Origin of the sequence: Serratia sp. SA088 (assembly GCF_049065515.1) — a bacterium.
Taxonomy (GTDB): domain Bacteria; phylum Pseudomonadota; class Gammaproteobacteria; order Enterobacterales; family Enterobacteriaceae; genus Serratia; species Serratia nematodiphila.
In genome coordinates this window covers 553,104-566,052 of record NZ_JBAKGW010000001.1, presented here as the reverse complement: position 1 = coordinate 566,052, position 12,949 = coordinate 553,104, and the positions used below count along the sequence as shown (strand labels likewise).

Below are 12,949 nucleotides of genomic sequence, written 5' to 3'. Positions count from 1 at the left end.
AATTCAGCCCATCTTATCTTTGTTAAAATCATAACCATGCAAAAGAAATCCATTTACGTCGCCTACACCGGCGGCACCATCGGCATGCAGCGTTCCGAGCACGGCTATATTCCGGTTTCCGGCCACCTGCAGCGTCAGCTGGCGCTGATGCCGGAATTCCATCGGCCGGAGATGCCGGATTTCAACATTCATGAATACGCGCCGCTCATCGATTCCTCGGATATGACGCCGGAAGACTGGCAGCACATCGCCGACGACATCAAACAGAACTACGATCGCTACGACGGCTTCGTGATCCTGCACGGCACCGATACCATGGCGTTCACCGCCTCGGCGCTCTCCTTCATGCTGGAGAACCTGGCCAAACCGGTGATCGTCACCGGCTCGCAGATTCCGCTGGCGGAGCTGCGCTCCGATGGCCAAACCAATCTGCTGAATGCACTGTACCTGGCGGCCAACCATCCGGTGAACGAAGTCAGCCTGTTCTTCAACAACAAGCTGTTCCGCGGCAACCGCACCACCAAAGCGCACGCCGACGGCTTCGACGCCTTCGCTTCCCCCAATCTGCCGCCGCTGCTGGAAGCCGGCATCCATATTCGCCGCCAGCAAGGCATCGACAGCCCGGCTTGCAACGGCGCGTTGCAGGTGCATGACATCACGCCGCAGCCGATCGGCGTGGTCACCATCTATCCGGGCATTTCCGGCGCGGTGGTGCGTAATTTCCTGTTGCAGCCGGTCAAGGCGCTGATCCTGCGCTCCTACGGCGTCGGTAACGCGCCGCAAAAGGCCGAGCTGATCGACGAGTTGCGTGCGGCCTCTGAACGCGGCATCGTGGTGGTCAACCTGACGCAGTGCATCTCCGGGCGCGTCAATATGGAAGGCTACGCCACCGGCAACGCGCTGGCGCATGCCGGGGTGATCAGCGGTTTCGACATGACGGTGGAAGCCGCCCTGACCAAGCTGCACTATCTGTTGAGCCAGCCGCTGACGCCGGAACAAATCCGCGGCCTGATGCAGCAAGATCTGCGCGGCGAGCTGAGCATCAACGGTTAACCTACTGAACTCTGGAGCGGCGATGAAAACGGCCCTGTTGTTGATCGATCTGCAAAACGATTTCTGCCCCGGCGGCGCGCTGGCGGTCACGGAGGGCGACGCCGTCATCCCGGTCGCCAATCAGGCTATCGCCGCCTGCCTGGCGCGGGGCGAGCCGGTGGTGGCCAGCCAGGACTGGCATCCCGCCAATCACCGCAGCTTTGCGATGAACTCCGATGCGCAGGTCGGCACCCTCGGCGAGCTGGAAGGTCTGCCGCAGGTGTGGTGGCCGGTGCACTGCGTGCAAGGGAGCCACGGCGCCGATTTTCATCCTCAATTGCAGCGGCAACACATCGATGCCGTTTTTCGCAAAGGACAGGATACGGATATCGACAGCTACAGCGCGTTCTTCGATAACGGCCACCGGGCGCAGACCGAACTGCACGATTGGCTGCAATCGCAGGGCGTCCGGCGGCTGGCGATCATGGGCCTGGCGACCGACTACTGCGTGAAGTTCAGCGTGCTGGATGCACTGGCTGCCGGCTATCCGACGCAGGTGATCGTCGACGGCTGCCGCGGCGTGAATCTGCAGCCGGGCGACAGTGAGCGAGCGCTGCAGGACATTGCGCGCGCCGGCGCACAGCTAGTTACCCTGTCACAGTTTCTCGCCAACTAAATCCTCTCGGGCGCCGCCGGCGCCCTCTCTACGCAGCGGCGAAATTATCGACGCCGCTCACAATACCACCTTTCTTCTTCCCCAACGGCTTGTGACCAGCAGGCGCTTTTGCTGTTATGGCTGCGACGCTTTTGGCGTCAATCGGTTATACGCATCCGGGGCCCACTGAGCCCGGCTTTATTGTGCCCGCCCCTGGCGGTACGGTCGGCCTTGCCGACCACAAGGAGACAGACATGAAAATAACCCGAAAACTGCTGCCTTTGCTGGCGGCGGTGCAATTGGCTATGGCCGGCGCAAGCACGGCCCAGGCGGCCTATCTCTCCGTCGGCTACTTCAACGGCGGCGGCGATGTCACCGCCGGCCCCGGTGGTGACATCGACAAGCTGGACGTGACGCAAATCACCCATCTCAACTATTCGTTCGGCCTGATCTACAACGACGAGAAAGACGAAACCAATGCGGCGCTGAAAGACCCCGCTCGCCGCCACCAGATCTACCTGTCGCCGAAAGTCACGGCCGATCTGCAACGTCTGCCGGTGCTGCGCAAACAGAACCCCGAGCTGAAAGTGCTGTTGTCGGTCGGCGGCTGGGGCGCACGCGGTTTCTCCGGCGCCGCCGCCACCGCGGAAAACCGGGCGATATTCATTCGCTCCGCGCTGCAGGTGATCGCACAGTACCGGCTGGATGGGATCGATCTGGACTGGGAATACCCGGTAAACGGCGCCTGGGGGTTGGTGGAAAGCCAACCGGCAGACCGCGACAACTTCACCCTGCTGCTGAGAGAGCTTCATCAGGCGCTGGGTAAAGGCAAGCTGTTAACCATCGCCGTCGGGGCCAACGTCAAAAGCCCGCAGGAATGGGTCGATGTGAAAAGCATTGCCCCTTACCTCAACTACATCAATCTGATGACCTACGACATGGCTTACGGCACGCAGTACTTCAATGCCAACCTGTACGATTCAAAGCGCTGGCCAACCGTAGCCGCCGCCGACCGCTACAGCGCCGATTCCGTGGTAAAACATTATCTGGCCGCCGGATTAAAACCGGCGCAGATGAACCTGGGTATCGGTTTCTACGGCCGGGTGCCGAAACGAGCGACCGAAGCGGGCATCGACTGGGACAAGCCGGACGCCGCCAAACATCCGGTGACGCAGCCTTATTTCAGTGCGCGAGAAACCGCTCTGTTCCGCACGCTGGGGCTGGATCTCAGCAAAGACACTTACTTTAAATACCGCGATATCGTCAGCAAATTGCTCAACGATCCGCAGCAGCGTTTCCGCGAGCACTGGGATGACGACGCCAAGGTGCCTTACCTGACGCTGCAATCCGCCGAAGGCAAACCGCTGTTCGCCATCTCCTACGAGAACCCGCGTTCGGTGGCTATCAAAGCCGAGTACATCAAAAGCCAGGGATTGGGGGGAGCGATGTTCTGGGAGTACGGCGCGGACGACAATAACCGGCTGGCGCAACAGCTGGCGGAGTCGCTGGGAATAAAAGGCGAAAAACGGTAAATCGACGGGGCGATGGCGACATCGCCCCGCTTTAGGGACAGCTTACTGCGGTTTAAGTTTGACCAGCGGCTCGGCAACAAACTGCTGCTTCAGTTCTTGCTTGCTCTTCATCACGATCTGCCCGTCGGTGCCGATGCTCATGTGCTGCGGATCGACGTTGTTCATCGACTGCCACAGCATCACCGCCTGCAGGCTGTTTTCCTTCTGCTCAGGCGTCAGCGCCACGCCGTCCGGCCACTTGCCCAGCTCAACCGCCTGCACCAGGCGCTGGTATATCTCGGGCGTCATCGCCGCAATCAGATCTTTCACGTCCATCAGAGCCCTTCTCGCTTACAGATGAATAATTAGCTGAATCGATTTTGTTGATTAAATTACCACTTAACCGGCCGTTTGGTCGCCATTTTCGCCATCGGTGAAACTCAGCGAGGCGGAGTTGACGCAGTAGCGGTCGCCAGTCGGCTGCGGGCCATCAGGGAAAACGTGCCCCAAATGCGCATCGCAGTGGCCGCAGCGGATTTCAACACGATGCATATTATGTGAATTATCATCAAGATAACGGATTGCATCGGCGGAAACCGGCTCATAAAAGCTCGGCCAGCCGCAGCCGGAATCGTATTTGGTTTCGGAATAGAACAGCGGCTGGTTACAGCACAGGCAATGGTACACGCCCTCGCGCTTGTTGTGCAGCAATTTGCCGCTGAACGGCGCTTCGGTGCCACGCTGTTGCGTCACATAACGTTGGATTTCATTCAGTTCCGTGACCGGATGACCGGGGGTTGTCTCTTTAGCCATTTGTGCTTATCTCTGAATGTGGATAATGTCAACGAAAACAATGATTAATAATAACAAAAAATTAACACCGCTGCAGGGGTTTTTGGCCTAAACTGTAGCCCATAAAGGCCACGTCACGATGATATGTGATAACGATCACACATCTTGCGTATGCTGACTTTATACTTGGCGGCTTGTCCCCATATAACGGATGAGGCCGAGCGCAAATGGACTGTGCAATAAGCGTGCAAAACCACCCTTCCGGTTTGACTTGCCGCAAGTATTGACACGATTCCGCTTGACGCTGGGTAAGGTTTTTGTAATTTTACAACCAACCTTTTATTCACTAACAAATAGCTGGTGGAATATATGACTATCAAAGTAGGTATCAACGGTTTTGGCCGTATCGGTCGCATTGTTTTCCGTGCTGCTCAAGAGCGTTCTGACATCGAGATCGTTGCAATCAACGATCTGTTGGACGCAGAGTACATGGCTTACATGCTGAAGTATGACTCTACTCACGGCCGTTTCAACGGTACGGTAGAAGTTAAAGACGGCCACTTGGTTGTTAACGGCAAAACCATCCGTGTTACCGCAGAGAAAGACCCGGCTAACCTGAAGTGGAACGAAGTGGGTGTTGATGTGGTTGCTGAAGCGACCGGTATCTTCCTGACCGACGAAACCGCGCGTAAACACATCACCGCCGGCGCTAAAAAAGTGGTTCTGACTGGCCCATCCAAAGATGCGACCCCAATGTTCGTTCGCGGCGCCAACTTTGACAAATATGCCGGCCAGGACATCGTGTCCAACGCCTCTTGCACCACCAACTGCCTGGCGCCGCTGGCTAAAGTCATCAACGACAACTTCGGTATCGTTGAAGGCCTGATGACCACCGTTCACGCCACCACCGCTACTCAGAAAACCGTTGATGGCCCGTCTCACAAAGACTGGCGCGGCGGCCGCGGCGCATCCCAGAACATCATCCCTTCTTCTACCGGCGCAGCGAAAGCGGTTGGCGTGGTTCTGCCAGAGCTGAAAGGCAAACTGACCGGCATGGCGTTCCGCGTACCGACCCCTAACGTGTCCGTTGTTGACCTGACCGTGCGTCTGGAAAAAGCGGCTACCTACGAAGAAATCAAGAAAGCCATCAAAGATGCCGCTGAAGGCTCGATGAAAGGCGTTCTGGGCTATGTTGAAGACGACGTGGTTTCCACCGATTTCAACGGCGAAGTGCTGACTTCCGTGTTCGATGCCAAAGCCGGTATCGCACTGAACGACAACTTCGTGAAACTGGTTTCCTGGTACGACAACGAAACCGGCTATTCCAACAAGGTTCTGGATCTGATCGCTCACATCTCCAAGTAATGGCATGATGTTAAGCTGATAATGAGGGCGACATTTTTGTCGCCCTTTTTTTACCCGTCATCTTTCGAGTCACTGCGTTGTTGGCTGCACACACTCACCTCAGTCACTGTCTAAGCATGCGCCTGAGGGCCTGGTTGTGACCCGAAAGCTAATAGGGTCCATTTCTATTTCCGGCAAACAATAGGTTATGAAATGAACGAGAAAATTTTCACCCTGCCCGTTTCCGAACAAATTTCTCCTTATATCAGCCAGCGGCAACTCGATGAGCTGGGCGTGGTTGTGGTGTCGCACCCGAAAGTGCGCGCGGCCGTCGCGCTGCAAGGCGCGCATTTGCTGGCCTGGCAGCCCAGCGGTGAGCAGCCGGTGATTTGGCTCAGCAACAACACGCCTTTCGCCAAAGGCAAGGCCATCCGCGGCGGCGTGCCGATCTGTTGGCCGTGGTTCGGCCCGGTGGCGCAGCCCTCCCACGGCTTTGCCCGCAACCAGCCCTGGAGCCTGACGGCGCACGATGAAGATGACAACGGCGTCATCCTGACCTTTACGCTGAAAGACAATGAGCAGACCCGCAAACTGTGGCCGCACGCCTTCACGCTGATTGCTCGCTTCAAGCTGGGTGAAGAGTGCGAGATCGAACTGGAGTCGCACGGCGATTATCAAGCCACGGCGGCTCTGCACAGCTACTTCCAGGTCGGCGATATCGATCGGGTCAGCGTGGCGGGCCTGGGCGAGCCGTATATCGATAAAGTGGCGGGCGGCGCCGAAGCGCGCCAGACCGGCGAAGTGACCTTTGTCGGCCAAACCGACCGCGTCTATACCCGCCCGGAAGCTTTCAGCCAGATCCGCGATCCGGCACTCGCTCGCACCATCGAGGTTCACCACCATCATATGAGCGACGTCATCGCCTGGAACCCCGGCGTGGAACTCTCCTGCAGCATGGGGGATATGCCGAACGACGGTTACAAGACCATGGTCTGCATCGAGACCGGGCGCGTCAGCAAACCGCTGGTCGCTGCCGGCGAGCAACCCGCCCGTTTGGGTGTCACCTTCCGCAGTCGTAAGAAGGCCTGAGGAACCGTGCGCGGAAGCGCACCACAGATGTGCAAAAGGGGCGCTAGCGCCCCTTTTTGATGCACGACATGCACGACAGTTGTGCAATGCGTGATTAGAAGGTGTAGCTCACACCCGTCATCAACAAACCGGTGTAAGATTTATCCACCATCGGGCTGTCTTTCACTTCATCCGACAATTTCACATAGCGGCCGACGAAGAAGGCGTTCCAGCTTTTGTTGATCTGATAATTGGCGCTCAGCTCGAGATACGGAGCCCAGCTATCGCCAGGGGTGTAGCTGTCCAGGCCGCTGCGGCGTGATTCATTGGCGCTGACGCCGTAGTAATATTTGTTCTGGTTCTTGCTGTTCCACATCACGCCCACGCCCGGGACCAGCGTCAGCGCGTCCAGATCAAACTTGTACAGATAAGCGACATCGCCCACCAGCCCGTTGCTGTTGTTCAGCGTGTCGCCGGTGAACGTGGTACGAAGGGTGCCCCATTCCGCGTTGTGCGAATAGGCCAGGCCGGCCATCAGCGTGCCGCGACGCTTGTCGAGGCGCTTCATGCGATCGTCGTCGCTGTCGCCTGGACGGTAGCCCCATGGCGTGTAGTAACCCATGATGCTCAGCTGGTTTTCTTGATCTTTCCACAGGTAGTAACCGGCGGTCAGAGTACGAAAGTAGAAGTCGTCACCTTCATAGTCGATGACGGGCACCGGATAAACGCGGTCCTGATAACCGCGATACGCGTCCGGACTAACCAGCGCGGCAGCACCGAGTGACCAGGTCCCCGCCTGAGCACTTTGCGCACAAACCATTGCGGAAGCGATAATTGCTAGCGTTTTGAGTTTTGAAATCTTCACTGGTTCTTTTTCCATAAATTACAGGGTTAATAGCCGCGATAGTTTATGTGAAAATTTAGTTGCGCGCCTAATCTTTACAAAGGAAAACGACCAAGATCGAATAACTTATAGCGGAATTATGAATTAATCATGGCGGAACGATGACGTTTTATCCCGCAGGCCGCGCCAGACAAGGCATTTGGCTTCCACGGTAATAACTGAGTCATTGATATGACTTAAAAAAAGCTTTTTCTGCGGCAGGAAATTTTCCGGCAAGCAAACTAAGCTTAAATCAGAAGGTGAATTTATCCTGGGCCCAGTGGCATACAGCGCAACTCGCGATAATAAGCGCACCAAGTTGGCATACGGGTTGCTGTACTCAGGCGTATTCTCATCTTTCGGGAGCCAGAACACTATCACACGCTCTCTTTAACCTGTGCTAATAACGAAAGGACGGGCATCATGAACATATTTGACCACTATCGCCAGCGCTACGAAGCTGCCAAGGACGAAGAGTTCACACTGCAGGAATTTCTTACCATTTGCCGGCAAGATCGCAGTGCCTATGCCAACGCGGCCGAACGTCTGCTGATGGCTATCGGTGAACCTGTGATGGTCGACACTGCGCTAGAATCACGCCTGTCGCGCCTGTTCTCCAACCGCGTGATCGCACGCTATCCGGCCTTCGAAGAATTCTACGGCATGGAAGAGGCCATCGAACAGATCGTCTCTTACCTGAAGCACGCCGCGCAGGGCCTGGAAGAGAAGAAACAGATCCTGTACCTGCTGGGCCCGGTGGGCGGCGGTAAATCCTCGCTGGCAGAACGCCTTAAAGCGTTGATGCAGCGCGTGCCCATCTACACCCTCAGCGCCAACGGCGAACGCAGCCCGGTCAACGATCATCCGCTGTGCCTGTTCAACCCTCAGGAAGATGCCTCAATCCTGGAAAAAGAGTTCAACATCCCAAGTCGCTATCTCGGCACCATCATGTCGCCGTGGGCGGCGAAGCGCCTGCACGAGTTCGGCGGCGATATCACCAAGTTTAAAGTCGTGAAGGTGCGCCCTTCCATCCTGGAGCAGATCGCCATCGCCAAAACCGAACCGGGCGATGAGAACAACCAGGACATCTCGGCGCTGGTCGGTAAAGTGGACATCCGTAAGCTGGAGAACCACGCGCAGAACGATCCGGACGCCTACGGCTATTCCGGCGCACTGTGCCGCGCCAACCAGGGGATTATGGAATTCGTCGAGATGTTCAAAGCGCCGATCAAAGTGCTGCATCCGCTGCTGACGGCGACTCAGGAAGGTAACTACAACGGCACCGAGGGCATCTCCGCCCTGCCGTTCAACGGCATTATTCTGGCGCACTCCAACGAATCCGAGTGGGTGACCTTCCGTAACAACAAGAACAACGAAGCGTTCCTCGACCGCGTGTACATCGTCAAGGTGCCTTACTGCCTGCGCGTGTCGGAAGAGATCAAGATTTACGACAAGCTGCTGGATCACAGCGAGCTGACTCACGCGCCCTGCGCGCCGGGCACCCTCGAAACGCTGGCGCGCTTTAGCGTGCTGTCGCGGCTGAAAGAGCCGGAAAACTCGAGCATTTACTCGAAAATGCGCGTGTATGACGGCGAAAGCCTCAAGGATACCGATCCGAAAGCCAAGTCCTATCAGGAGTACCGCGACTACGCCGGGGTTGACGAAGGCATGAACGGCCTCTCCACCCGTTTCGCCTTTAAAATCCTCTCGCGGGTATTCAACTTCGATCACGCCGAGGTGGCAGCCAACCCGGTGCACCTGTTCTATGTGCTGGAGCAGCAGATCGAACGCGAACAGTTCCCGCAGGATTTGGCCGAGAAATACCTCGAACATCTGAAAGGCTATCTGATCCCGAAATACGCCGAGTTTATCGGCAAAGAGATCCAGACCGCCTATCTGGAATCCTACTCGGAATACGGACAGAACATTTTTGACCGTTACGTGACCTACGCGGACTTCTGGATCCAGGATCAGGAGTATCGCGACCCCGACACCGGTCAGCTGTTCGACCGCGAGTCTTTGAACGCCGAACTGGAGAAAATTGAAAAACCGGCCGGTATCAGCAACCCGAAAGATTTCCGCAACGAAATCGTGAACTTCGTGCTGCGCGCCCGCGCCAACAACAACGGCCGCAATCCGAACTGGACCAGCTACGAGAAGCTGCGCACCGTGATCGAGAAGAAAATGTTCTCCAATACCGAAGAGCTGTTGCCGGTGATTTCATTTAACGCCAAAACCTCGACGGACGAGCAGAAAAAACACGACGACTTCGTCGACCGCATGATGGAGAAAGGCTATACCCGCAAGCAGGTGCGCCTGTTGTGTGAATGGTATCTGCGGGTCAGAAAATCCTCATAACGCCTCAGGTAAGCGGCATTATCAGGGCCATGTCCACAGTCATGGACGTTGCAGCGCAGCCCAAGGAGGGGCTTACACATTGCGCTGTCGCGACCGGGACATGAAGAGTTGGCAACGTCGTTTGGGGGAAGTATGGCCTATTTCATTGACCGACGGCTGAACGGCAAAAACAAGAGCATGGTGAACCGCCAGCGCTTCTTGCGCCGTTACAAGTCGCAAATCAAACAGTCGATTGCCGAAGCCATCAACAAGCGTTCGGTCACCGACGTAGACAGCGGGGAATCGGTCTCCATCCCCACTGACGATATCAACGAACCGATGTTTCATCAGGGGCGCGGCGGTACACGCCATCGCGTTCACCCAGGCAATGACCACTTCGTGCAGAACGATCGCGTTGAGCGGCCTCAGGGCGGCGCAGGCGGTGGCGGCGGCCAGGGCAACGCCAGCCAGGACGGTGAAGGCCAGGATGAATTCGTCTTCCAGATCTCCAAAGACGAGTACCTCGATCTTTTGTTCGAGGATCTCGCCCTGCCCAATCTGAAAAAGAATCAGTACAAGCAGTTGACCGAGTTCAAAACCCATCGTGCCGGCTATACCGCCAATGGCGTGCCGGCCAACATCAGCGTCGTGCGTTCGCTGCAGAACTCGCTGGCGCGACGAACCGCCATGACCGCCGGTAAAAGACGCGCGTTGCACGAGCTGGAAGATGCGCTGACCCAGTTGGAAAATACCGAGCCGGTGCAATTGCTGGAAGAGGAGCGGCTGCGCAAGGAAATTGCCGAACTGCGCAAGAAAATCGAAAGCGTGCCGTTTATCGATACCTTCGACCTGCGCTACAAAAACTATGAGCGCCGGCCGGAGCCCTCCAGCCAGGCGGTGATGTTCTGCCTGATGGACGTGTCCGGCTCGATGGACCAGGCGACCAAAGACATGGCCAAGCGTTTTTACATTCTGCTCTATTTGTTCCTGAGCCGAACCTATAAAAACGTCGAGGTGGTCTACATTCGCCATCACACCCAGGCGAAAGAGGTGGACGAACAGGAGTTCTTCTATTCGCAGGAAACCGGTGGCACCATCGTTTCCAGCGCGCTGAAGTTAATGAATGACGTAGTCGAAGAGCGTTATGACCCGGCGCAATGGAATATCTATGCCGCGCAAGCGTCGGACGGCGACAACTGGGCCGACGATTCACCGCTGTGTCATGAGCTGTTGGCGAAAAAGATCCTGCCGATGGTGCGTTATTACAGCTACATAGAAATCACTCGCCGCGCTCACCAAACGCTGTGGCGCGAATACGAGGATCTGCAGGCGAAATTCGACAACTTCGCCATGCAGCATATCCGCGAACCGGACGATATCTATCCGGTATTCCGCGAACTGTTCCGTAAGCAGACCGTGTGAATAACGCCGCGTGAATGTCACCACAGCCGGAAAGCACCGTTTTCCGGCTGTTTCTTTTTCGCATTATATATTTGCAAAACCCATGTTTATTTTTTAAACAATGACAACAGCAATAATAAGTCAGATTCCCCAGAACGGTCCTCTCTATTATTTGTTCTTCTGAGGTTATTCCTAAACATCCGCCGCTCCCCCCCGCACGGCTTGATAGGAATATTCCCATTCAGTTATCGTTACCCCATCGCTTAAGTCTCTTCCTAAGCGAAATTTGCCTCATTTTATTTTTCTATGGCTTCTCAGCCCGCTGCGGCGGGCATTTACCTGTCAGCAGGTTAGACATCATGATCGACTACACCCTCTATGGCCTCAACAAGCACGATGTTGATGAATACCATAAGCAAATATGTTGCCTGCTCGGCAAAAACGTGCTGCTGGTGCTGACCGCCAACAAGCCGATAACCAAACAGAACCTGCTCGCCAGCCTTATCCAGGAGATAGAAAAGCAGCCCGATGATTATTTTCAGCGGCTGCATCGCGCGGCAATAGAAATGATCGGCGTTAACGGGCGCTAAGGCGATATACGTAAGGCAAACCTCTACGCCATTATTGCCGTCGCCGTCGTGTTGATGATGCTGTTATAGCGATATCAGCGAAGGGATAATCTGCCGCAGAATGTCGAGCCTTCCTGCCCCTGCTTTATTTCAAACCTGCCGCTTCGTCAATCAAACCCGCCACCTCATCGGCATGGGAAACCAGCGAGGCATGGCTGGCATTCAGCACCATCACTTTCTTGGCCTGCAGCCGCTGCGCCATGCGCCGCTGATTCTCCGGCGCTATCATGCGATCGTCGCTGGAAAGTTGATACCATGACGGCTTATGTTTCCAGGCTGGCTCGCCGATGGTGTTACCAAAGGTATCGGCCAGCGGGGCCTTCTGCGCCACCGCCATCACCAATGCCTCGTCGGCGGTCAGATCCTGGCAAAAGCTTTCGTGAAACTTGTCGGTTTTAATCCACAGATAACCGTCGCTGTCCGGGGCCAGATTCTCGACTGCCGCAGGAGGATGCGCTTGCGTAATACCGCCGGCACTTTCACCGGCATCCGGCGCAAACGCGGCGATGTAGACCAGGCCAACCACGTTAGGCTGGTTGCCCATTTCCGTGATCACGGCACCGCCGTAAGAGTGCCCGACCAACAATACCGGTCCCGCTTGCTGCGCGACCATCTTGCGCGTACGTTCCGCATCCTCAGCCAGCGACGTCAACGGCATTTCCACCGCATGAATCGCCGTATATCCCCTGCGCGACAACTCGATGATGACCTTACTCCAGTGCGCGGCGCCGCCCCAGAATCCGTGTACCAGCACGATAGTTGGTTTTGTGCTCATTGCCGACTCCTTCATCTCATAGGAAAGCGCCGCAGGCAGATGAACGCCCCCGCAAGGGGCGAGCCTGGCTGCCTTCGACGCCACGCAGTCCTCCTTTTATATAGTCAGCCTCATGGCGTTCAGCAATAGCTACGACGAGTTAACGTCCCCGATTTTCCACCGCCGCCGCAGCTTATCGAAGCGGCTTACGCCGCAAGGCCGGGAAAAAAAAGGATTAAAACTAGGATTTTTACCCATACCGATCTAAAATTTCGCGCAAAAACAAAGAGAAGTAAATTTGGCTCACCGGGAAAAGGAATGAAGTTGTGAAGGAAATGATCTCCATCGTTTTTATGGCATGCCTGCTGGCGCTGCTGTTTTCGTGGCTGTTCGTCTACGGTCTTAACATTCATTAAACCCGTAACGACAACCATCCCCCTCCCTGGCGGGCAAGCGGCGCATCGCGACTGATGCGCTAAAACCGGCGCCTGAAGGGTTCACGTACCGCCAAACCCGACGCCACCTCACCTTAACCTTGCTGTT

Annotated in this window: 13 protein-coding genes; 8 read left to right on the top strand and 5 right to left on the bottom strand. The window is 56.1% G+C overall.

The genetic code is table 11. From position 1 onward, the window contains the following. The first annotated feature begins 36 nt into the window (after positions 1-36). The 3 genes from ansA (at position 37) to ACOWVD_RS02790 (ending at position 3,219) form a co-directional block, all read left to right on the top strand. Positions 37-1,053, top strand: coding sequence for an asparaginase (gene ansA / locus ACOWVD_RS02800; RefSeq protein WP_421105410.1), 1,017 nt, complete (start codon positions 37-39; stop codon positions 1,051-1,053). Positions 1,054-1,075: 22 nt separating this feature from the next. After that, positions 1,076-1,708, top strand: coding sequence for a bifunctional nicotinamidase/pyrazinamidase (gene pncA, locus ACOWVD_RS02795; protein ID WP_049240333.1), 633 nt, complete (start codon positions 1,076-1,078; stop codon positions 1,706-1,708). Positions 1,709-1,941: 233 nt separating this feature from the next. Beyond that, positions 1,942-3,219: a glycoside hydrolase family 18 protein gene (locus tag ACOWVD_RS02790; protein WP_049240332.1), complete on the top strand. Its 1,278-nt coding sequence runs from the start codon at positions 1,942-1,944 to the stop codon at positions 3,217-3,219. 42 nt (positions 3,220-3,261) lie between these two features. Here ACOWVD_RS02790 and ACOWVD_RS02785 read toward each other — a convergent pair whose 3' ends face one another. Beyond that, positions 3,262-3,534, bottom strand: coding sequence for a YeaC family protein (locus ACOWVD_RS02785; RefSeq protein WP_004932218.1), 273 nt, complete (start codon positions 3,532-3,534; stop codon positions 3,262-3,264). A gap of 63 nt (positions 3,535-3,597) precedes the next feature. Then, positions 3,598-4,011 (bottom strand): peptide-methionine (R)-S-oxide reductase MsrB, encoded by a 414-nt coding sequence (gene msrB, locus ACOWVD_RS02780; RefSeq protein WP_004932219.1) that lies wholly within the window; start codon positions 4,009-4,011, stop codon positions 3,598-3,600. A gap of 348 nt (positions 4,012-4,359) precedes the next feature. Here msrB and gapA point away from each other — a divergent pair, with 348 nt between their 5' ends. Beyond that, positions 4,360-5,355, top strand: a complete 996-nt coding sequence (gene gapA / locus ACOWVD_RS02775; RefSeq protein WP_004932222.1) for a glyceraldehyde-3-phosphate dehydrogenase — start codon at positions 4,360-4,362, stop codon at positions 5,353-5,355. A gap of 192 nt (positions 5,356-5,547) precedes the next feature. Then, entirely contained in the window at positions 5,548-6,423 is an 876-nt protein-coding gene (locus ACOWVD_RS02770) for a D-hexose-6-phosphate mutarotase (RefSeq protein WP_049240331.1), read from the top strand. A gap of 94 nt (positions 6,424-6,517) precedes the next feature. Here the strand turns inward: ACOWVD_RS02770 and ACOWVD_RS02765 are convergent, their stop codons facing one another. Continuing rightward, a complete protein-coding gene (locus ACOWVD_RS02765; protein WP_015378103.1) occupies positions 6,518-7,282 on the bottom strand; it encodes a MipA/OmpV family protein in 765 nt (254 codons plus the stop codon). A gap of 108 nt (positions 7,283-7,390) precedes the next feature. Next, positions 7,391-7,666 carry a hypothetical protein gene (locus tag ACOWVD_RS02760; protein WP_153297016.1) on the bottom strand — a complete coding sequence of 92 codons (276 nt, stop codon included), beginning with the start codon at positions 7,664-7,666 and terminating at the stop codon, positions 7,391-7,393. A gap of 42 nt (positions 7,667-7,708) precedes the next feature. Between ACOWVD_RS02760 and yeaG the strand changes: the two genes are divergently transcribed. The 3 genes from yeaG to ACOWVD_RS02745 all read left to right on the top strand — a co-directional run bounded on the left by yeaG (position 7,709) and on the right by ACOWVD_RS02745 (position 11,613). After that, the gene (gene yeaG, locus ACOWVD_RS02755; RefSeq protein ID WP_004932230.1) at positions 7,709-9,643 is read left to right on the top strand and encodes a protein kinase YeaG; all 1,935 of its coding nucleotides are present in this window, start codon (positions 7,709-7,711) and stop codon (positions 9,641-9,643) included. A gap of 132 nt (positions 9,644-9,775) precedes the next feature. Further along, positions 9,776-11,044 (top strand): YeaH/YhbH family protein, encoded by a 1,269-nt coding sequence (locus ACOWVD_RS02750; RefSeq protein WP_004932234.1) that lies wholly within the window; start codon positions 9,776-9,778, stop codon positions 11,042-11,044. Positions 11,045-11,382: 338 nt separating this feature from the next. Further along, positions 11,383-11,613 carry a hypothetical protein gene (locus ACOWVD_RS02745; RefSeq protein WP_004932237.1) on the top strand — a complete coding sequence of 77 codons (231 nt, stop codon included), beginning with the start codon at positions 11,383-11,385 and terminating at the stop codon, positions 11,611-11,613. Between the two features lie 124 nt (positions 11,614-11,737). Here ACOWVD_RS02745 and ACOWVD_RS02740 read toward each other — a convergent pair whose 3' ends face one another. Next, a complete protein-coding gene (locus ACOWVD_RS02740; protein WP_004932239.1) occupies positions 11,738-12,427 on the bottom strand; it encodes an alpha/beta hydrolase in 690 nt (229 codons plus the stop codon). Positions 12,428-12,949 lie beyond the last annotated feature (522 nt).